Genomic DNA, 20,980 nt, shown 5'->3' on the forward strand with positions numbered 1-20,980 from the left:
ACGCCGGAAAACGCGAAATCCTCGTCGAGACCGGCAGGGCCAGGGAAGACGAGGACTAGCGAGGCTGGCTGCGGCCAAGTGGCGCGAAACCGGTCCTGAAAATGCCATCAGCCCGGTGCAACCTCGTTGCCTGCTGACGCGTTGAACCCTTGCCGGCCCGCCTGGGCGGCACGATATTTCGCCAGAAGGCCGCCAACCGGACACCGGAGCTCCATGACCAGTCTCTCGCCCATGCCAGCCCTCGCAGCCGCCGCTCTGGCGCTCGCGCTGGCGTCGGGTCCGGTCTACGCCCAGCCGCTCGACATCAAGCCTAGCGGTCAGCCCGCAGTTGCGGCCCGCCCGGTGCAGCGCGCGATCCCCCTGCCGCCGATCCGACCGCCGGGCCTGGGGATGCCGCGCACCGATGCAATCCAGGCCGACGCGGCCGCACCGGCGCCCGGCGCGCGCGCTCCCGCCCCTGTCGTCACCGCCAATAACGAGCCGCGCGCGGCGGCCCCGGCCCGTTCGCCCAAGCCCAGCGCCCCGCTATCGAAGGCCGAAGCTGTCGAGCGGCTCAACGCGTATTTCAACGGTTTCTCGACCCTACAGGGCGACTTCATCCAGTTTGCTGCCGACGGGCGCCGCTTCGAGGGCAAGCTCTATGTCCTGCGCCCGGGCAAGATGCGTTTCGAGTACCGCCCACCGGTGACGATGGAAGTTGTTGCCGACGGCACCTCGGTCGCGATCCGCGATCGCAAGCTCGCGACACAGGACCTCTATTCGATCGGCCAGACGCCGCTGAAATTCCTGCTCAAGGAGCAGATCAGTCTCGAGCGCGACACCACTGTTACCGGAGTCAGCACCAAGGGCGACATCCTCTCGCTCAAGCTTGAGGATCGCTCGACCCTGGGCGGCACATCCAAGATCACATTGAACTTCGACCTCGCCGCCAACGAGCTCCGGCAATGGGTGGTGATCGACCCGCAGGGCTACGAAACCTCGGTCTCGCTCTATAATCTCGATACCCAGCGCCGTCCCGACCAGAAGAACTTCGTGATCGACTATCAGCGCGTGCTTTAAGCACCGCTGCACAGCGGCGCTTGCTTTTCTGGGGCTGACGACCCAGTTTCCGGCTTCCCTTTCCGCCGGAATCCCTGCGTGCAGCTCTCCGTCACCACCTGGAACATCAACTCAGTGCGCTTGCGCATCGGCCTGGTCACCGAGTTCCTCAAGAACCACCAGCCCGACATCCTCTGCCTGCAGGAGACCAAGACGCCGGACGAGCAGTTCCCGGCCAAGGCCTTCGCCGAGGCCGGCTATGTCCACCAGGCCTTCATCGGCAACAAGGGCTATAACGGCGTCGCGATCGTCTCCAGGCTGCCCTTCTCCGAGAAGGAGGCGATGGCGATGTGCGAGCGCAACGACGCCCGCCACATGACCGTGGTGCTCGACAAGGGCGCCGGCGCGGCTGCCGGGATCGCCATCCATAATTTCTACATCCCGGCCGGCGGCGACATCGCCGATCCCGAAGCGAACCCCAAATTCGCCCACAAGCTGCACTTTCTCGACGCCATCGGCGCCTGGGGCGTCGCCCGCAACCCAGCCGGACGGCCGAGCATTTTAGTCGGCGATCTCAACATCGCCCCCTACGAACACGATGTCTGGAGTCACAAGCAGCTGCTCGACGTCGTCAGCCACACCCCGATCGAGACCACGACACTGGAAAAGCTGCGCAGCGAGCTCGGCTGGACCGACGCCGCCCGCACGCTAAAGCCCGAGCCTGAGAAGCTCTACAGCTGGTGGAGCTACCGCGCCGCCGACTGGCAGGCCTCGAATCGCGGCCGCCGGCTCGACCATATCTGGCTCTCGGACGCCCTGAAGCCGACGCTGCGCGACCTCTCGTTCCTGAGCGAAGCACGCGGCTGGGAACGGCCTTCGGATCATGTCCCGGTGACGGTGCAGCTGGCGCTGTGAGCGCGTTCAGCGCACGTCGATCGCCCTGAGCGCGGTCCCGACTGCGGCCAGCTCGCTGTTGAACGCATGCAGCCGCTCCGCCACCGCCGCCGCGATCGCCTGTGCCGAATCCGGTGATTCGCCGAGCACCCGGCGCATCACGCTGCGCGCCAGGCGCATCACCTGCGTCGGCTCGCGCGCGATCGCGGTCACCGGCCGCTCCAGCGCCGTGAACAGCGCAAGCTCGCCGATCAGCGCTCCTGGCCCGACGACCTCGTCGGCCGGGCGGCCATCATCCTCGCGCTTCAGCGCGACCGCGCCGGAGATGATCAGGAAGGCCCCGTCCGAGCCCTCGCCGCGCCTGAACAGCACATCGCCGGCCCGCAGGGACCTCGTCTCGGCGGCGAAGGCGAGCAGGCGCAGCGCATCGCGATCCATCAGGCCCAGCAGCGGCTGACGGGCCAACAGAGCGATGTCGTCGTTGAGCGACATTCAGGACTACGGATTCAGCCGGTAGCCGCCGGCGTCGGTGACGAGCAGCCGCGCGTTGGCAGGGTCCGGCTCGATCTTCTGGCGCAGGCGGTAGATATGGGTCTCGAGCGTATGCGTCGTGACCTGCGAGTTATAGCCCCAGACCTCCTGCAGCAGCGTCTCGCGCGCGATCGGCTTGCGGCCGGCGCGATAGAGGAAGCGCAGGATCGCCGTCTCCTTCTCGGTGAGCTTGGTCTTCGAGCCCTTGGCGCTGACCAGCAGCTTGGACCCTGGGTGAAATGTGTACGGGCCAACTTGAAAAATGGCGTCTTCGCTGGCCTCGTACTGGCGCAGATGCGCGCGGATGCGTGCCAGCAGCACGGCGAACTTGAACGGCTTCACCACATAGTCGTTGGCGCCAGCTTCCAGCCCAAGCACGGTGTCGGCATCCGAGCCTTGCCCGGTCAGCATCACCACCGGCCCCTTGAAGCCGTTCTTGCGCATCAGCTTCACCGCTTCGCGGCCATCCATGTCGGGCAGGCCGACATCCATGACCACGAGGTCGATGCGCTCGGCCTGCACCGCCTTCAGGCTCGCCGTCGCGTTCGGCGCGGACGACACCTTGAATTCGTCATAGAGGGCGAGCTGCTCGGCGAGCGCATCGCGCAACATCTGGTCGTCATCGACCAGCAGGATATGATGGATTGCAGACATGAAGGCGATTCAGCCCGTTTGCGTTGGCGCGACATTAGAGCATGTTCGGAAGAAGTGGGAGCCACCTTTGCGAAGTGCCCGCGCTCCAACATATTGAGTTCAGCGCAGATTCTGACGGCCCGGCCGAAGCCGGTCAAACGGAAACCGCGCCAGGCAACCGGAAACGGCCGGCAGATCACGCAAGATGGATGAGCTGTGAAAAGACGTGATGATCGCGCTGCGGCAGGCCGGCGGCTGACGAAACTGGTGGTGGTGCGTTCGGTGCATGATCGCCGCAAGGGCTTCCTGATCGCCGGCTCCGCCGCCTTTCCCTGCGCGCTCGGCCGCTCCGGCATCGTTGTCGCCAAGCGCGAGGGCGACGGCGGCACGCCGCGGGCGAAGCTGCCGCTGCGCCGGGTCTTCTACCGTGCCGACCGGCGGCCACGCCCCGCGAGCCTGCTGCCCGTCCGCGCCATCACACCGCGCGACGCCTGGTGCGACGACCAGACCGACCGGCGCTACAACCGCCTGATCGACCGTCCGCCCGGCGAGGCGCAGGAGCGGCTCGCCCGCGCCGACAATCTCTACGACGTCATCGTCGAGCTCGGCTGGAACGACGCGCCGATCCAGCGCGGCCGCGGCAGCGCCATCTTCTGGCACCTCGCCCGGCCTGGCTTCACCCCGACCGCAGGCTGCGTCGCCGTCACCGGCGACATCTTCGGCAAGGTCCTGCCCAGGCTGGCTCGGCGCTGCACGATCGTGGTGCGCTGACCGCTTGCAAGCCGAGCCCGTCTGGAGATACTGGCCGCGAGCACCGTCTCATCGATCGATTTCAGGAGCGCCGGACTTGAGCGGGCACCGCCCCGCTGAGGTCAGGCCAGCTCCCAGCAAGAGACTGTGCCATGACTGATTCGCCCATGCCCGAGATCGGCTTCGGCCGCGTCGCCGCCATGTTCCCCGTCAAGGACATGGAACGCGCCTGCGCCTTCTATGTCGGCGTCCTCGGCTTCACCAAGACCTTCGAGAACGGCCAGCCGGTCGGCTTCACGATTCTCAAGCAGGGCAAGGCCGAGATCCATCTGACCCTGCAGAAGGACTATAAGGCGGCGCCGTTCAACATCGCCCATATCATGGTCGATGACGTCGACGCCTTGCACGAGCTCTGCCGCTCTCACGGCCTGCGCATCGTCAAGGGGCTGCGCGACCAGGACTACGGCTTGCGCGCCTTCGTCTTCGAGGACCCCGACGGCAACCGCATCGACGTCGGCCAGCCGATCTAGAGCATTTGCGAGCGAAGCGGACGCCGGTTCGCGTGAAGACAATGCGATAAGACAAAAATCCAGACCAATTCCGCGATTCGCAGAATTGCGGAATTGCTCCAGGCGGGGGCAAGCCAGCGCATTCGAATCGTGCTGTTCACCTCGGAAGAACCATCACGTCAGAGGCCTGGCGCCCGTTAACGGACGATTCGGCAGCACTATCGATCCTCTCCGACGGTTTTGCCGGAGAGGATCATGCAAAGGCGCCTGTCACTGGTTGGTCTCGCCGATCGCCTGACACTGCGGGAGCAGACCGCGGCCATGGCCGGCCTGCTCTGCATCATCGTCGTCGCGGTCTCGGCCGCGGGCGCCGCCTGGCTGGCGCGCCGGGACGCCGTGGCCGAGGCCAATCTCGAGCTCGTCGCGCTCGCCCGTACCATGTCCGACCGGCTCGACCAGAACATGTTCGAGCGCTACCGCGAGATCAGGAACTTGGCGCAGATGGAGCCGCTGCGCGGTCTCTGGCAGGACAATCCTGCCCGCACTCGGGCGGTCTTGATGCAATTGCAGCAGAGTCTGAGCGATTATGCCTGGCTCGGCCTTGCCGAGCCGAACGGAAACGTCCGCGCTGCGACGCGTGGCATGCTCGAAGGCGTCTCAGTCGCCCAGCGGCCATGGTTCGTCAACGGCCTCGCTGGCCCGGCCGTCGAGGATGTCCACGACGCCAAGCTGCTCGATGGCCTCCTGCGCAAGAGCCCGGACGAGGCGCCCTTCCGCTTCGTCGACGTCGCCATGCCCGTCTTCGGGCCGACCGGCGCCAAGGTCGGCGTGCTCGGCGCGCATCTGAGCTGGAACTGGGCCGGCAATCTGCGCGACAATGTTCTGCGGAACCATGATCCCGCGCTCGCTTCCGAGCTCTGGGTGATCGGGCGGGACGGCTCCGTACTGCTCGGCCCCAAGGATGCCAGGCCTTTCGACACCGCGCAGCTCGCAGGTGCGCGCTATGGCGTTTCCTTCATCGATCGCTCTGCCGATCAACCAATGCTGACAGCATTAGCCGCCACCAAGGGACAGGACGACTATCCGGGGCTGGGTTGGATCGTTGCAGCACGCCGTCCGGTCGATGTCGCACTCGCGCCCGCCAACCGTCTCACCGCCGTCATCGCACTGCTCGGCCTGGCCGTTGCCGTCATCGGTGCAGCCTTGGCCTGGTTCCTTGCGGGGACGGTCGCAAGCCCTCTGACCCGCCTTTGCCGCTCGGTGGACCTGATCGGGCGAGACCCGAGCGCTGCCGGCATCCAGCGCCAGCATGGCTCGCGCGACATCCTCCAGCTCTCCGCCGCGCTGCGCTCGCTGCTTCGTCGACTGGGGACCGCCGAGAGAGGCGCCCGCGACGCCGAGGCGACGATCCGCGACGTCCAGGCCAAGGCCGACAAGCAGGCGCGAGAAGCCGAGGAGAAGACCCGCCGCCTCGGCTCCGACCTGCATACCCTGCAGATCCTCGCCGATACCGACCCGCTCACGAGCCTGCTCAATCGCCGCGCCTTCCTGCCCTTCGCCGAGGACGCGATGAACTATTACAAGCGCTACCGGCGCAATCTCGGCGTCCTGATGTTCGACATCGACCATTTCAAGCGCATCAACGACAGCTTCGGCCATGCCGCCGGCGATGAGGTCATCCGCGCCGTCGCCAAGATCATCGCCGGCCAGATCCGCACGACCGACAAGGTGGCGCGCTTCGGCGGCGAGGAATTCGTCGTGCTGCTGCGCGAAACCGATGCGCAGGGAGCCGAGAACCTCGCCAATCGGATCCGCGAATCGGTCGGCGCGACCGTGGTGACGCAGGGGCTGGCCCAGATTGATCTCACCATAAGCGTCGGCGCCGCTATCGTCTGCGAGCAGGACCGCGACATCGAGGACGTGATCGAGCGTGCCGACAAGGCGCTCTATGCGGCGAAGTCATCGGGCCGCAACCGGGTCGTCCTGGCGGACGCCGACCGGGCTCCCGCCCCGGCCGCGACCTGAGCGGCTCCGTCAGCCCCGCGCACCAAAAATCGCGCTGCCGACACGGACATGGGTGGCGCCGAGCTGGATCGCCGCCTCGTAATCGGCGCTCATCCCCATCGACAGGGTCTTGAGGCCGTTGCGCTCCGCGATCTTGCCGAGCAGGGCGAAATGCGGCGAGGGCGGGTCGTCGGCCGGGGGAATGCACATCAGTCCCGCGATGGTCAGGCCATAGCGGCTCCGGCATAGCTCCAGGAAGGCGTCGGCCTCGCCTGGCAGCACGCCGCCCTTCTGCGGCTCGGCGCCGGTATTGACCTGCACGATCAGCAGCGGCGCCTTGCCCGTGCGCTCGATCTCGCGCGCCAGCTCCTTGGCGAGGCTCTCGCGGTCGAGCGACTGGATCACATCGAACAGCGCCACCGCGTCGCGCGCCTTGTTCGACTGCAGCGGGCCGATCATGTGCACCCTGGCCTGCGGGAAGCGCTCGCGCAGCGCCGGCCACTTCTCCTTGGCCTCCTGGACGTAGTTCTCGCCGAAATCGATCTGGCCGGCGCCCAGGACCGGCACGATCATCTCGACCGGCTTGGTCTTGGAGACGGCGACCAGCGTCACCGACTCCGGCTTGCGGCCGAAGTCGCGCGCGGCGCGGGCGATCGCAGTCCGCGTTTCCTGAAGTCTCGCCACGACATCCGACATTTCGACCCGTCCTCGCCTTACGCGTTCCCGCCAAGCCGTTCCGAACATTGACCCGGGGGCTACGATGGTGTCCTAGTCCGGCCCAGTCCGCTCACGCAAGAACGACACGATCAGCATGGCCGTCGAACGCTACAATCCGAAGGAAGCCGAGCCGAAATGGCGCAGGGTCTGGGATGAGCGCAAGCTCTTCGAGACCCGCAACGACGATACCCGGCCGCCCTACTACGTGCTCGAGATGTTCCCCTATCCATCGGGGCGCATCCATATGGGCCATGTCCGCAATTATGCGATGGGCGACGTCGTCGCGCGCTACAAGCGCGCCAAGGGCTTCTCGGTGCTGCACCCGATGGGTTGGGACGCATTCGGCCTACCGGCCGAGAATGCCGCCAAGGCCAACAAGGTCCATCCGCGTGACTGGACCTATGCCAATATCGCGACGATGCGCGGCCAGCTGCAATCGATGGGCCTGTCGCTCGACTGGAGCCGCGAGCTCGCCACCTGCGACGCCAGCTATTACAAGCACCAGCAGAAGCTCTTCCTCGACTTCCTGAAGGCAGGACTGGTCGATCGCAAGACCGCCAAGGTCAATTGGGACCCGGTCGACGAGACCGTGCTCGCCAATGAGCAGGTCATCGACGGCCGCGGCTGGCGCTCGGGCGCGCCGGTCGAGCTCCGCGAGCTGACCCAGTGGTTCTTCAAGATCACCGCCTTCGGCCAGGAGCTGAACGACGCGCTGGAAGGCCTGACCCGCTGGCCGGACAAGGTCCGGCTGATGCAAAAGAACTGGATCGGCCGCTCGGAAGGGCTGCTTGTTCGTTTCGCTCTCGAATCGAATGCGCTTGGCCAGAGCGAGGTCGAGGTCTACACGACCCGTCCCGACACATTGTTCGGCGCCAAGTTCCTGGCTGTCGCCCCCGACCACCCGCTGGCGAAGGCCGCTGCCGAAACGAATCCAGCGCTGCAGGACTTCATCGCCGAATGCAAGAAGACCGGCACGGCGCAGGAAAATATCGACAAGGCCGAGAAGCAGGGTTTCGACACCGGCCTGCGCGCTGCCCATCCCTTTGATCCCACATGGACCCTGCCGGTTTATGTCGCGAATTTCGTCCTGCTGGAGTACGGCACCGGCGCGATCTTCGGCTGCCCGGCCCATGACCAGCGCGACCTCGACTTCGTCAACAAGTATGGGCTCGGCAACACCCCGGTCGTCTGCCCCGAGGGCACCGATCCGGCGAGCTTCGTCGTCACCGACACCGCTTATGACGGCGAAGGTCGGATGATCAATTCACGCTTCCTCGACGGCATGACCATTCCGGAGGCGAAAGAAGAAGTCGCCAGGCGGCTGGAGGCCGAGATTCTCGGCAATCGCCCTGTTGCCCAGCGCAAGGTCAATTTCCGCCTGCGCGACTGGGGCATCTCGCGCCAGCGCTACTGGGGTTGCCCGATCCCGATCGTGCATTGCCAGGATTGCGGCGTCGTTCCGGTGCCGGAGCAGGACCTGCCGGTCAAGCTCCCGGACGACGTCTTCTTCGACAAGCCCGGCAACCCGCTCGATCATCATCCGAGCTGGAAGCATGTCGCCTGCCCGCAATGCGGCAAGCCGGCCCGGCGCGAAACCGACACCATGGACACCTTCGTCGATTCGTCCTGGTATTTCGCCCGCTTCACCGACCCGTGGCGGACGGACAGTCCGACGGACCGCCGGGCGGTCGACCGCTTCCTGCCGGTCGACCAGTATATCGGCGGCGTCGAGCACGCGATCCTGCATCTGCTCTATTCGCGCTTCTTCACGCGCGCGATGAAGGCGACCGGCCATACCGGGCTGGACGAGCCCTTCGCCGGCATGTTCACGCAAGGCATGGTCGTGCACGAGACCTACCGGGCTGAGGATGGCGCCTGGGTGGAGCCCGGCAATGTCCGCATCGAGACGGTCGGCAACGAGCGCCGCGGCTTCGACGTCGAGACCGGGGCGCCGATCGAGATCGGCTCGATCGAGAAGATGTCGAAGTCGAAGAAGAATGTCGTCGACCCCGACGACATCATCGCCTCCTACGGCGCCGACACCGCCCGCTGGTTCATGCTCTCCGATTCACCGCCGGATCGCGACGTGATCTGGAGCGATGAAGGCGTCCAGGGCGCGGCCCGCTTCGTGCAGCGGCTCTGGCGCCTGGTCGCCGAGATCGGCGAGCGCGTCGGAGGTCAGCCTGCACGCCCGGCCTCGTTCTCGGAGCCGGCGCTTGCCCTTCGCAAGGCGAGCCACCGCGCTTTGCACGCCGTCGGCGCCGATATCGAGCGGCTCGCCTTCAACCGTTGCATCGCCCATGTCTACACGCTGACCAACGCCATCGGCAAAGCGCTCGATGGCGCCGCCGAATCGGCTGACGTCCCGGCGGACTTGGCGTTCGCCTTGCATGAATCCGCCATGATCGCCACGCAGCTTGTCGCGCCGATGATGCCGCATCTGGCCGAGGAGTGCTGGCAGGCGCTGACGCTTCCGGGCCTCGCCGGCGAAGCGTCCTGGCCGCAGACCGAAACGGATTTGTTACAGGATGACAGCAAGATCCTGCCGGTGCAGGTCAACGGCAAGAAGCGGGCGGAGGTGACGGTGCCCGCCGATGCCGATACGGTGGCGGTCGAGGCGATGGTACGCGCCTCCGAGGCTGTCGCCAGGGCTCTGGAGAACCGGCCGATCCGCAAGGTGATCGTGGTGCCGGGGAGGATCGTGAATGTCGTCGTCTGAGACCGGCACCATGACGCGCCGCCGTCCATTGGCGCTTGCAGCTGCTCTCGGCTTTGCCGCGCTCGTCGGCGGCTGCTTTCAGCCGCTCTATGGCGAAGGCACGGTGAGCAAGGTCGGCGGCAATGTCCGCAACGCCATGCTCGGCATTGACGTGCCGGAGATCAAGGGCCTGGTCGGCCACTATCTGCGCAACGAGCTCGTCTTCGAGTTCGACGGCGGCGGTGCGCCCGACCGGCAGAAGATCCTGAAGCTCGAAGCGACGACCAAGGAATCGCTCGAGGTCATCACGGTCGACTACGCCAATGGCCGCGCCGACTCCGCGACCCTCGTCGCCACGGTCGATTGGCAGCTCCTCCGTGTCGGCTCGAACGAGGTCGTCGCCTCCGGGCAGAGTGTCGTCCGGGCACCCTATGAACGCTCGCAGCAACGGTTTGCTTCGCTGCGCGCAGCACGCGACGCGCAGATTCGCGCCGCCAAGAACCTGGCCCAGCTGATCAAGGCCCGCGTCGCCGCTGCGCTCGTCGCCGGCTGAGCCGATGGCGATGATCAAGGCGCATGAGGCGGATCGCGCGCTTGCGCGCCCCGATCCTGCCTGGCGCCTCTTCCTGTTCTATGGCCCTGACGCCGGCCTGATCTCCGAACGGGCTGCCGCCCTTGCACGCGGCAGTGTCGACGACCCGCAGGACGCCTTTCAGCTGATTCGCATGGATGGCGACGACATCGCTGCGGACCCGCTCAAGCTGGTCGACGAAGCCAACACCATCGGCCTGTTCGGCGGTCGCCGCGCCATCCGGGTGTCGCCGACCTCGCGCCCGCTCGTCGCAGCCGTCGAGCCCTTGCTGGCAACGCCGTCGCAGGATGCGGTCGTCATCATCGAAGCCGGCGACCTGCAGAAGTCCAATCCGCTGCGCACCGCCTGCGAGCGCGCCAGATCCGCGCTTGCCGTGCCCTGCTATGGCGATGCCGCACGCGATCTCGGCACGATCGTCGACGAGATGGCGAGGGCAGCCGGCAAGAGCATCGATCGCGGCACGCGCGACCTTTTGACCAGCCTGCTCGGTGGCGATCGCCAGACGTCGCGCCAGGAGATCGACAAGCTGATCCTTTATGCCGGCGACGACGCGGCTCTGACGGCCGCCCATGTCGAGGCCGTCGTCGGCGATACCGCCCAGCGCGAGCAGGCGGGCGTGGTCGACGCGGTCTTCGCCGGCCGCCTGCCGAGCCTCGATCTCGCACTCTCCAAGCTCACCGGCGAAGGGCTCGATCAGGGCGTGCTGCTCGGCGCGGTCCTGCGCCATACGCTCGCCCTGCTGAAGGCAAAACTCGCCATCGAAGGCGGCAAGCCGGCGCGCGAGGCGGTCGGCGCCATGCGCCTGCCCTATCCCCGCATTGCCACGGCGGAAGCGGCGCTCAACGCCTGGCCGGCAGCGAGATTGCGCGAGGCCGTGACGATCCTAGGAACGGCGATGCTGGCGGTGCGCCGCGACGGCGACATGGCCAAGCCGATCGCCGCCCGGACGCTCTGGACCCTTAGCCGGATGGGCGGCAGAGGCCGCTGATCAGGCCTTCAGCCGCCGGCAGAGCGCGTCGAGCTGCTCCAGCGTCTTGTAGCTGATCCTCATCTCACCGCCGCCGCTGGCACGATGCTGGATCGATACGCCGAGACCGAGCGCTTCCTCCAGCGCCTTCTCGACCGCGCGCGTATCCGGATCCTTCTCCGGTTTCGGCACTGCCGCCCTGACGGGCTTGTTCTCGCTACGCGCCTCGTCCTGGCCTAGCCGCTCGATGTCGCGGACCGTAAGCCCTTCCTCGACAATGCGCTTCGCAACCTGTTCCGGCTCCGAAACGGCGAGGAGCGCGCGGGCATGGCCGGCCGAGACCGCGCCTTCACCGACCATGCGCTTGACCGGCTCCGGCAGCTTGCTCAGGCGCAGCGTGTTCGCCACATGCGAGCGGCTCTTGCCGATCACCTTGGCGAGGTCGTTCTGCGTATAGTCGAATTCGGCGATCAGCCGCTCATAGCCGGCCGCTTCTTCCATTGCATTGAGATCGGCACGCTGGACATTCTCGACGATGGCGATTTCGAGCGCCTCGCGATCATTGGCCTCGACCAGAATGACGGGGACGTCATGCAGTTCGGCCCGCTGCGCCGCCCGCCAGCGTCGCTCGCCGGCAATGATCTCATAGGCGTCGATCATGCCCGGGATGGAGCGCACGATGATCGGTTGCAGGATGCCGCGCTCGCGTACCGAGGCTGCAAGGTCCTCGAGTTCGGCTTCAGCGAAGGCCTTGCGAGGATTGCGCGCATTCGGGCGCAGGAACTCGACGGGGACCTTGCGCTGTCCGCGCGCCCGTTCGATCGCACCGATCTCCTCGCCGACATCGCCGATCAACGCAGCCAGACCCCGGCCAAGACGCGAACGCCCCTGTTCCTCGACCATTGCCATTCCTCTTGGACCTTTCTTACCGATCAGGCGGCGCGCAGCGTGCGCTCGCGCTTGATAACCTCCGAGGCCAGCTTCAGATAGGCCTGCGAACCTGCACAGCGCAGGTCGTAGAGCAGCGCCGGCTTGCCATAGGACGGCGCCTCCGAGATCCTTACATTCCGCGGAATCACGGTCTCATAGACCTTGTCGCCGAGAAAATGGCGGACATCGGCCATGACCTGGCCGGAGAGGTTGTTGCGCGGGTCGTACATGGTCAGCACCACGCCCTGGATGATCAGGCGCGGATTAAGGCCGGCCCGCACCTGCTCGACCGTCTTGAGCAACTGGCTGAGGCCTTCCAGCGCGAAGAACTCGCATTGCAACGGCACCAGGACCGCGTCCGCAGCCGTCATCGCGTTGATGGTGATGAGGCTGAGCGAGGGCGGGCAATCGATCAGGATATAGGTCAGATCGCTGCAGCGCTGATCGTGAACCAGCTCGTCGATCGCCTTCTTCAGACGCAGCGCACGGTCCTTGGCCCCGGCGATCTCAAGCTCGACTCCCAGAAGGTCGAGCGTCGACGGCGCCAGGAACAAATTGGGAACAGCGGTTGCCTGCATCGCCATGCCCAGGCCGATATCGCCGCAGAGCACGTCATAGGTCGACGCCTTGCGGCTCTTACGGTCGACACCGAGGCCGGTCGAGGCATTGCCCTGCGGATCGAGATCGATGATCAGCACCTTCTCGCCGATCGCGGCGAGGGCAGTGCCGAGATTGATCGCGGTCGTGGTCTTGCCGACTCCGCCCTTCTGATTGGCGAGCGCCAGTACGCGCGGGCGCGTCGGAATGGAGATAGGCTGAGAATCGGTCATCAATCGGCCCGTTTCTCGACGCCGCCTATCACCAGGATAGCGGCCGCCGAATCCGTCAAGGATGGAAACGTTGTGGCCTGAATCTTCCAATATTTAGCAGCGGCGGTCAATTCCGCATCTAGATGTTGTCCCTTGGGAAAGACTCCCGTCACCCCGGTTCTCAACAGCTCATTGCACCAGTCGAGCAGCAGCGGCAGCGGCGCAAGCGCCCGCGCCGTCACAGCCTCGACCTTGCCGACAAAGCCGTCGACGACATCCTCGATCCGGGCATTGTGCACTGTGACAGGCGATCCTGTCAGGCGCGCGGCATGGCGCAGGAAAGCGCATTTGCGGGCATTGCTTTCGACGAGATCGATATGCCCGCCGAGCTCGGCCAGCCGGATGCCCAATACGAGACCTGGGAAGCCGCCGCCCGAGCCGAGATCGAGCCAGCGTCGTGCCTGCGGCGCATGGCCGAGTAATTGCAGGGAATCGGCGACGTGACGGGTCCAAACCTCGTCCAGCGTCGCGCCCGAGACGAGGTTCTTCGCCTGCTGCCAACGCTTGAGCTCCGCCACCAGAATGGCGAGGCGCTCCTCTGTTTCACGTGAAACAGGCGTCAAGCGAAAAGCGTGCTGCCTATCGGAGTTATCCGCCTTATCAACAGAACTCACAGGATCATGCCTCGGCATCCGCCATGCGGGCGGTTTGATGCTTACGCGCATGCGCGGCCAGCAAGGTCAAGGCCGCCGGTGTCATGCCCTCTATCCTGCCGGCCTGCGCCAGATTGCTCGGCCAGGCCGCGCGCAGCTTCATCCGCACCTCGTTCGACAACCCCGAGATGCCATCGAGATCGAGATCGGCAGGCAGCGCCAGCGCCTGGTCGCGCTGATAGGATTCGATCTCGGCCGCCTGCCGGTCGAGATAAACCGCATAGGTCGCGTCTGCGGCGACACGCGCCCGCACCGTCTCGGAAAAGCTCGCGAGATCGGGCCAGACCCGGAGCAGGGCCTCGAAATCGACGGCCGGGTAGGACAGGATCTGGAAACCCGAGCGCCTGATCCCGTCGCGATTGAGCTCCAGCCCGGCCGCCGCCGCTTCATTCGGCGAGAGAGATCGTTCGCGTAAGAGTTCGGTAAGCTTAACGATTTCTGACTGGCGGCTCGCGAAGCGCTCCTGGCGAGCATGAGCGACGATACCAAGCTCGATGCCCAAAGGTGTCAGGCGCTCATCGGCATTGTCGACCCGTAGCGACAGCCGGAACTCGGCGCGCGAGGTGAACATCCGATACGGCTCCGTAACGCCGCGTGTCACGAGATCGTCGACCATCACACCGATATAGGATTGCGTCCGGTCGAGGCGGACAGGCTCGCTGCCGCAGGAACGGCGCGCGGCATTGAGGCCCGCGAGCAGGCCCTGCGCCGCCGCTTCTTCATAGCCGGTGGTCCCGTTGATCTGGCCGGCGAGGAACAGCCCTGAGACCGCCCGCGTCTCCAATGTCGGCTTCAGCGCACGCGGATCGACATAATCGTACTCGATCGCATAGCCAGGCCGCAGCATGACGGCGCGCTCAAGACCCGGGATCGTCTTGAGAAGGCCCAGCTGTACGTCTTCCGGCAGCGAGGTCGAGATTCCGTTCGGATAGACGGTGGGATCCTCGAGGCCTTCGGGCTCGAGGAAGATCTGATGGCCGTCACGATCGCCGAAGCGGCCGACCTTGTCCTCGATCGACGGGCAATAGCGCGGTCCGCGCCCTTCGATCTGGCCGGAGAACATTGGCGCCCGATGAAGGTTGGCGCGGATCAGTTCATGCGTCGCCAGCGTCGTCCGTGTCACGCCGCAGCTGATCTGCGGCGTGGTGATCGCCTCGGTCATCGCCGAGAACGGCTCCGGTGGATTGTCGCCCGGCTGCATCTCGAGGCTGGCCCAGTCGATCGTCCGGCCGTCCAAGCGTGGCGGCGTTCCGGTCTTCAAGCGTCCGAGCGGGAATCCGTGCCGTTCAAGCGTAGCGGAGAGGCCAAGCGAGGGCGCCTCTCCGACGCGCCCTGCGGGAATCTGTCTCTCTCCGATATGGATCAGGCCACGCAGGAAGGTTCCGGTCGTCAGCACGACCGTTCCGCAGGCGAATCGACGGCCATCCGCAAGCACGACACCGGCGACCCGCTCGGAGACGATCTCGAGATCGAAGGCCTCGCCCTCGATAACGGTCAGGCCGGACTGGGCGGCTAGAGCTCCCTGCACCGCCTCGCGGTAGAGCTTGCGGTCAGCCTGGGCGCGCGGCCCTCGCACCGCCGGCCCCTTGCGCCGGTTGAGCATGCGGAACTGGATGCCGCCCTGATCGGCGCAGCGGGCCATGATCCCGTCGAGCGCATCGATCTCGCGCACGAGATGGCCCTTGCCGAGCCCGCCGATCGCCGGGTTGCATGACATCGCGCCAACGGTCGCAATCTGCTGGGTGATAAGCGCCGTCCTGGCGCCAGCGCGTGCGGCCGCGGCCGCGGCTTCCGCCCCGGCATGGCCGCCGCCCACCACGACGACATCGTAGCGCTGGTTCGCCTGTGCATTCGACATGATGAGATCGCTAGCCAAGCCTCGCGGCGCGGTCAATGAAAACCGCCTATTTGCCGATGCAGAAGCCGGAAAACAGGCTTTCGAGCACGTCTTCGACATCGACCTTGCCGATCAGCCGCTCCAGTGCCCGGACAGCGAGGCGCAGCTCTTCCGCGATCAGCTCGGGCTGTTCATGCGGAAGCTGGGCCGCCCGTTCGATCGCGGCGGCGGCATCCGCCACCGCGACGCGCTGGCGTTCGCGGGTGACGAGAGCGGGCTCCGCCTGACCGAGCTTACCCAGGCGAGAGGCGATGAGCGCCATCAACTCCGGTAGTCCTGACCCGGTGATGGCGGATACACCGACCTCGCCGGGCCGAGCACTACCGCCAAGATCGAGCTTCGTCGCGACAACGATCTCGGTAGTGCCACTGCCTTTTCGTTCCGGTTCCGAATCAGGCGGCCGCAATCGCAGAACGAGGTCGGCATTGTCAGCCCGCTGGCGCGCGCGCCGCACGCCTTCCGCCTCGATCTCGTCGGAACTCTCGCGCAGGCCGGCGGTATCGACAAGAACGACGGGAATACCGCCCAGATCCAGCCTGACCTCGATGGCATCCCGGGTCGTACCGGCGATCGGCGAGACGATCGCGACGTCCCTCCGGGCGATCGCATTGAGCAGGCTCGACTTGCCCGCATTCGGCGGCCCAGCCAGGACCACGACGAAGCCCTCACGCACGCGCTCGCCGGCAGCAAAACTACCGAGTGCTACCCGCAGACTACCAAGGACGCCCTGGGCGCCGACGACAGCTTCAGCGATCAGCGGCCCGGCGACATCGCCTTCATCGGAAAAATCGATCTCGGCCTCGATCAGCGTCATCGCTTTGATCAACGCGCTGCGCCATTCAGCGGCGGCCTGGCCGAGCGCGCCTTCCATCTGCCGCAGTGCCTGTCTGCGCTGCCATTCCGTCTCCGAATCGATCAGGTCCGCGAGCCCCTCCACGGCCGCAAGATCGAGCTTGCCCTCCTCGAAGGCACGGCGGGTGAACTCGCCCGCTTCCGCCAGGCGCAGGCCGGGCAGGGCCGCGAGCACCGAGAGCAGCCGCGACAGCACCGCGCGCGAACCATGAATATGGAACTCGGCGACATCCTCGCCGGTGAAGCTTGCTGGCGCGGGAAAGAACAGCACGAGACCGTGGTCGATGATCGCGCCATCGCCATCGCGCAACGCCCGATAGGCAGCTCTGCGCGCCTCCGGCACGGATCCCGTCATCGTTTCGATAACGAATCGGACGCTTGGTCCTGAGACACGAACCACCGCGACGCCAGCGCGTCCGGCGCCGGAGGACAACGCTACGATCGTCGGATCGGCTTTCACGTTTCGGTCCCATGGGCGCTTGAATGCCCCGAGCGGGCAGCCATCGGTGCCGTGTTGTCGCACATGAGAACTTCACCCCGCTATCGATAGGGTGATGAACGAGGCCTGCGCGAACATCAAGATCGAGCACGAGGCGCGGCCCATTATCGCCATACGGTGTGAGCGCGGCAGGTGCTGGACCGGACGGAAACGCGGGATGGTCTGCGATCGGGTTTTCCTGCCGCCATGCGCCCTTCGCAACAGCGCCGGATCGCTCTTACAGGCGTTTTGTTTCGTATCCGAATCTAGGGCAGCACCTGTTGTGGTTCGCCAGTCCCCGCGCAGGCGAGCAGCGCGACAGATCCCCAGCAGGGCAAATCGCGCATAATGATTGGTACTACCGCGGCGCCAAGTCGGGACTGCTGGAGACAATTCGGATCGACTCCTGCGGTGCCGTCGGCTCAGCGAGGCGCCGAAGATCGTGAGAAGGATTCGATTTCCGTGTGGCCATACTCGCTCCGGCAGCGCATGCCCCGATGGCTCATGGCTCGATCCTCAACGCCCGTGACCGCGACCCTAAAGGCATGGAAATCGTGCCCGCTGGTCCGACTCAAGAATCCTTCAGGCGGACCGCCTGGCACGACCGCATCTGACGGCGATCCTGGTCGGCTGCCCGATCCGGAGGGACCACAACCCGTCACGGATCCGAATCGGTTGGCTAGGTGACCGCGAGCGCCCACGTGGCCACAGTTGCTATCGACAACGAAAAAGGCCCCGGCGCGATGCCGGGGCCTTTCGATATCGCTACGGAGGTGGTCGCCGTCAGGTGTTCATCGAGTCGAAGAACTCGGAGTTCTGCTTGGTCTGGCGCAGCTTGTCCAAGAGGAACTCGATCGCGTCCTGCGGACCCATCGGGTTGAGGATCCGGCGCAGCACATAGGTCTTCTGCAGATCCGAGCGCGGCGTGATGAGTTCTTCCTTGCGGGTGCCCGACTTGATGATGTCGATCGCCGGGAAGATGCGCTTGTCGGCCACCTTGCGGTCGAGGATGATCTCGGAGTTACCGGTGCCCTTGAACTCCTCGAAGATGACTTCGTCCATGCGGCTGCCGGTATCGATCAGCGCGGTCGCGACGATGGTCAGCGAGCCGCCTTCCTCGATATTGCGGGCCGCGCCGAAGAAGCGCTTCGGCCGCTGCAGGGCATTCGCATCGACACCGCCGGTGAGCACCTTGCCGGAAGACGGCACCACCGTGTTGTAGGCACGGCCGAGGCGGGTGATTGAATCGAGCAGGATGACGACATCGCGGCCATGCTCGACCAGGCGCTTGGCCTTCTCGATCACCATCTCAGCGACCTGGACGTGGCGGGTCGCCGGCTCGTCGAAGGTCGAGGACACCACCTCGCCCTTGACCGAGCGCTGCATGTCCGTGACTTCCTCGGGCCGCTCGTCGATCAGCAACACGATCAGATAGCACTCGGGATGATTGGTCGTGATCGACTGCGCGATGTTCTGCAGCAGCACGGTCTTGCCGGTGCGCGGCGGCGCCACGATCAGGGCGCGCTGGCCCTTGCCGATCGGCGCGACGATGTCGATGACGCGCGGCGAGAAGTCCTTCTTCGTCGGATCCTGCACCTCGAGCCTGAGCCGCTCGTCAGGATAGAGCGGCGTCAGGTTATCGAAGTGGATCTTGTGCTTGATCTTCTCGGGATCCTCGAAGTTGATCGTGTTGACCTTGAGCAGGGCGAAGTAGCGCTCGCCATCCTTCGGGCCGCGGATCGGGCCTTCGACGGTGTCGCCGGTGCGCAGGCCAAATTTCCGGATCTGCGAGGGCGAGACGTAGATGTCGTCGGGACCCGGCAGGTAGTTCGAATCGGAGGAGCGCAGGAAGCCAAAGCCATCCTGCAGCACCTCGACGACGCCCTCGCCGAGGATTTCGGTTTCCTGAGAGGCGAGCTGCTTCAGGATGGCGAACATGAGCTCCTGCTTGCGCATGGTGCTCGCGTTCTCGACCTCCATGCCTTCGGCGAAGGTGAGCAGCTCGGTCGGCGACTTCGCCTTGAGTTCGTGGAGTTTGATTTCCCGCATGGGGTACCCGGAGTAACAGGCCCGCGATCAGGCAGGCCGGACGGCAGTGGAGGGATCGACGGGACGAAGGCCTGAAGGCCCACTTGTCAGGACGTCGTGTCGGCCGAGAAAGCAGCCGCGGCACGAGCCGTCGACGATAAGGAAGGACGCGTACGAAAAGCGCAGAGGCTTGATAACCGCTTTCCCCGAATCGCTCAAGCGGGAAACCGCGGCGATCTCAGAAGGGCTTGACGACCACCAGGATGACGATAGCCGCCATCAGCAGCGCCGGTACCTCGTTGAGGATGCGATAGAAACGCGCCGGCTTGTCGTTGCGGTCTTCGGCGAAGGCCCTGACCCGGCCGCTGAGATAGCCATGGATGCCCGAGAGGACAAGGACCAGCGCGATTTTGCCGTGCAGCCAGCCGCCCTTGAAGCCGAAGGCGCTCCAGGCGAGGTAGAGCCCGAGCACCCAGGTGACGATCATCGCGGGGTTGATGATCCCCTTGAGCAGCCGGCGCTCCATGATCTTGAAGGTCTCGGACTGGATCGAGCCGACCTGCGCCTCGGCGTGATAGACCATCAGCCGCGGCAGATAGAGCATCCCGGCCATCCAGGCGATCACCGCCATCACGTGGAAAGCCTTGATCCATTCGTAGGCCATGGCGGTAGTCCTCTAGGCTTCAGGCGCGAACCAGTTCGACCAACCGCTCGACATGAGCGATCGGCGTGTCCGGCAGGATGCCATGCCCCAGATTGAAGACGAAGGGACCTCCGCCGAATGCCGCACGAATCGCCTCGATCTCGCGATCAAGCTCGGGTCCGCCCGCCCGCAACAGCTGCGGATCGAGATGACCCTGCACCGGCACGAGTGGCTGAATCGCCTCGCGCACGAAACTGCGTTCGATCTCGGTCTCGAGCCCGACCGCGTCGATGCCGGTATCCCGGACGTAAGCCGGAATGCCGGCTCCGGCTCCGCGCGGAAAGCCAATGATCTTCGCCTGGGGATGGCGCCCCCGAACGAGATCGACGATCCGCCTGGTCGGCTCGATGCACCAGCGCTTGAAATCCTCGGGGCCAAGCGAGCCCGCCCAGCTGTCGAAAATCTGCACGGCATCGACCCCAGCATCGATCTGGGCATTGAGATAGGCTGAGGAACTGACAACGAGCCGATCGATCAGCCGCGCAAAGAGGGCAGGGTCGCGCTGGAAGAGGGCCTTGGCCGGGCCCTGATCGGGTGTGCCGCGACCGGCGACCATATAGGTCGCGACAGTCCAGGGCGCGCCGCAGAAGCCGATCAGCGCAGTTTCCTTGGGAAGCGCTGACTTGACGCGCCGAACAGTCTCGTAGACCGGCGCCAGTACGTCGGGATCGATCTCGTCGCGGATCTCGCCGAAACGGACCGCATCGGCCACTGGCTCCAGCCTCGGTCCTTCACCTTGCGCGAACCAGAGCTTCTGGCCGAGCGCGTGGGGGATCACCAGGATGTCGGAAAACAGGATCGCCGCATCGAAGCCGAAACGCCGGATCGGCTGCAGCGTGACCTCTGCTGCCCATTCCGGATTATAGCAGAGATCGAGGAAGCCGCCGGCCTTGGCACGAAGCTCGCGATACTCCGGCAGATATCGGCCAGCCTGACGCATCAGCCAGAGCGGTGGCTTCGGCAGCGTCTCGCCGGAGAGAGCGCGGAGGTAAAGGCTTTGGGTCATGAAGCGCACCGGGCCTTGAGCCCATCTTCCTAAAAGATTCTTTTCTAAGAGAGTCTTCTGTTTAGACTCTTGGATGGGGGCACATAGCCCGCCCCAAGATTGTCCACAACCGGTCCACAGGGCGCCCGCAAGTCAGTGGGCCGACCGATTCTGGGCTGGCCGACCCTTAAGACTTTCTTAACGAATTGGATTTCGTTCCCGGGCGCGGCTTGGCGCCGCGTTCAAAAATGA

19 protein-coding genes are annotated in these 20,980 nt (G+C 65.5%); 8 read left to right on the plus strand and 11 right to left on the minus strand.

The window, feature by feature from the left end:
- Positions 1 to 213 precede the first annotated feature (213 nt).
- Together CXY91_RS13555 and xth are read left to right on the plus strand one after the other, a co-directional pair.
- A complete protein-coding gene (locus CXY91_RS13555; protein WP_100961961.1) occupies positions 214 to 1,059 on the plus strand; it encodes an outer-membrane lipoprotein carrier protein LolA in 846 nt (281 codons plus the stop codon).
- Between the two features lie 78 nt (positions 1,060 to 1,137).
- Positions 1,138 to 1,953, plus strand: a complete 816-nt coding sequence (gene xth / locus CXY91_RS13560; protein WP_100961962.1) for an exodeoxyribonuclease III — start codon at positions 1,138 to 1,140, stop codon at positions 1,951 to 1,953.
- A gap of 6 nt (positions 1,954 to 1,959) precedes the next feature.
- Here xth and CXY91_RS13565 read toward each other — a convergent pair whose 3' ends face one another.
- Together CXY91_RS13565 and CXY91_RS13570 are read right to left on the minus strand one after the other, a co-directional pair.
- Positions 1,960 to 2,424, minus strand: coding sequence for a cyclic nucleotide-binding domain-containing protein (locus CXY91_RS13565; protein WP_091835983.1), 465 nt, complete (start codon positions 2,422 to 2,424; stop codon positions 1,960 to 1,962).
- Between the two features lie 6 nt (positions 2,425 to 2,430).
- Positions 2,431 to 3,117 carry a response regulator transcription factor gene (locus CXY91_RS13570; RefSeq protein WP_091835979.1) on the minus strand — a complete coding sequence of 229 codons (687 nt, stop codon included), beginning with the start codon at positions 3,115 to 3,117 and terminating at the stop codon, positions 2,431 to 2,433.
- Between the two features lie 195 nt (positions 3,118 to 3,312).
- On the opposite strand from CXY91_RS13570, the gene CXY91_RS13575 reads away from it, so the two are divergent.
- From CXY91_RS13575 to CXY91_RS13585, 3 genes are all read left to right on the plus strand, one after another.
- Complete coding sequence (locus CXY91_RS13575) at positions 3,313 to 3,867, plus strand: L,D-transpeptidase family protein (protein WP_100961963.1); 555 nt, start codon at positions 3,313 to 3,315, stop codon at positions 3,865 to 3,867.
- A 131-nt stretch (positions 3,868 to 3,998) separates the two neighbouring features.
- Positions 3,999 to 4,376, plus strand: coding sequence for a VOC family protein (locus tag CXY91_RS13580; RefSeq protein WP_091835973.1), 378 nt, complete (start codon positions 3,999 to 4,001; stop codon positions 4,374 to 4,376).
- Positions 4,377 to 4,610: 234 nt separating this feature from the next.
- Positions 4,611 to 6,380 carry a sensor domain-containing diguanylate cyclase gene (locus CXY91_RS13585; RefSeq protein ID WP_248307483.1) on the plus strand — a complete coding sequence of 590 codons (1,770 nt, stop codon included), beginning with the start codon at positions 4,611 to 4,613 and terminating at the stop codon, positions 6,378 to 6,380.
- 9 nt (positions 6,381 to 6,389) lie between these two features.
- On the opposite strand, the gene CXY91_RS13590 is transcribed toward CXY91_RS13585, so the two are convergent.
- Positions 6,390 to 7,055, minus strand: a complete 666-nt coding sequence (locus CXY91_RS13590; protein WP_100961964.1) for a YggS family pyridoxal phosphate-dependent enzyme — start codon at positions 7,053 to 7,055, stop codon at positions 6,390 to 6,392.
- Between the two features lie 115 nt (positions 7,056 to 7,170).
- Here CXY91_RS13590 and leuS point away from each other — a divergent pair, with 115 nt between their 5' ends.
- From leuS to holA, 3 genes are read left to right on the plus strand one after another with little or no spacing between them, the layout of a single operon-like run.
- Positions 7,171 to 9,795 carry a leucine--tRNA ligase gene (gene leuS, locus CXY91_RS13595; RefSeq protein ID WP_100961965.1) on the plus strand — a complete coding sequence of 875 codons (2,625 nt, stop codon included), beginning with the start codon at positions 7,171 to 7,173 and terminating at the stop codon, positions 9,793 to 9,795.
- On the plus strand, positions 9,782 to 10,327 hold the full coding sequence (gene lptE / locus CXY91_RS13600) for an LPS assembly lipoprotein LptE (RefSeq protein WP_100961966.1): 546 nt from the start codon (positions 9,782 to 9,784) through the stop codon (positions 10,325 to 10,327). Before leuS ends, lptE begins: the two co-directional genes overlap by 14 nt.
- Before the next feature lie 4 nt (positions 10,328 to 10,331).
- On the plus strand, positions 10,332 to 11,354 hold the full coding sequence (holA, locus tag CXY91_RS13605; protein ID WP_100961967.1) for a DNA polymerase III subunit delta: 1,023 nt from the start codon (positions 10,332 to 10,334) through the stop codon (positions 11,352 to 11,354).
- On the opposite strand, the gene CXY91_RS13610 is transcribed toward holA, so the two are convergent.
- The 8 genes from CXY91_RS13610 to hemE form a co-directional block, all read right to left on the minus strand.
- The gene (locus CXY91_RS13610; protein ID WP_091835958.1) at positions 11,355 to 12,236 is read right to left on the minus strand and encodes a ParB/RepB/Spo0J family partition protein; all 882 of its coding nucleotides are present in this window, start codon (positions 12,234 to 12,236) and stop codon (positions 11,355 to 11,357) included.
- A 29-nt stretch (positions 12,237 to 12,265) separates the two neighbouring features.
- A complete protein-coding gene (locus CXY91_RS13615) occupies positions 12,266 to 13,093 on the minus strand; it encodes a ParA family protein (protein ID WP_100961968.1) in 828 nt (275 codons plus the stop codon).
- On the minus strand, positions 13,093 to 13,764 hold the full coding sequence (rsmG, locus tag CXY91_RS13620; RefSeq protein WP_100961969.1) for a 16S rRNA (guanine(527)-N(7))-methyltransferase RsmG: 672 nt from the start codon (positions 13,762 to 13,764) through the stop codon (positions 13,093 to 13,095). The genes CXY91_RS13615 and rsmG overlap by 1 nt, the downstream gene beginning before the upstream one ends.
- Positions 13,751 to 15,643, minus strand: coding sequence for a tRNA uridine-5-carboxymethylaminomethyl(34) synthesis enzyme MnmG (gene mnmG / locus CXY91_RS13625; RefSeq protein ID WP_100961970.1), 1,893 nt, complete (start codon positions 15,641 to 15,643; stop codon positions 13,751 to 13,753). The genes rsmG and mnmG overlap by 14 nt, the downstream gene beginning before the upstream one ends.
- Before the next feature lie 46 nt (positions 15,644 to 15,689).
- Complete coding sequence (gene mnmE, locus CXY91_RS13630) at positions 15,690 to 16,994, minus strand: tRNA uridine-5-carboxymethylaminomethyl(34) synthesis GTPase MnmE (RefSeq protein WP_100961971.1); 1,305 nt, start codon at positions 16,992 to 16,994, stop codon at positions 15,690 to 15,692.
- 801 nt (positions 16,995 to 17,795) lie between these two features.
- Complete coding sequence (gene rho, locus CXY91_RS13635) at positions 17,796 to 19,061, minus strand: transcription termination factor Rho (protein WP_091835939.1); 1,266 nt, start codon at positions 19,059 to 19,061, stop codon at positions 17,796 to 17,798.
- A gap of 217 nt (positions 19,062 to 19,278) precedes the next feature.
- Positions 19,279 to 19,704, minus strand: coding sequence for a protoporphyrinogen oxidase HemJ (gene hemJ / locus CXY91_RS13640; protein WP_091835934.1), 426 nt, complete (start codon positions 19,702 to 19,704; stop codon positions 19,279 to 19,281).
- A 19-nt stretch (positions 19,705 to 19,723) separates the two neighbouring features.
- Entirely contained in the window at positions 19,724 to 20,749 is a 1,026-nt protein-coding gene (hemE, locus tag CXY91_RS13645; RefSeq protein ID WP_100961972.1) for a uroporphyrinogen decarboxylase, read from the minus strand.
- Between the last annotated feature and the right edge of the window lie 231 nt (positions 20,750 to 20,980).

This window comes from Allobosea sp. FBZP-16, from assembly GCF_002831785.1.
GTDB classification, from domain to species: domain Bacteria; phylum Pseudomonadota; class Alphaproteobacteria; order Rhizobiales; family Beijerinckiaceae; genus Allobosea; species Allobosea lupini.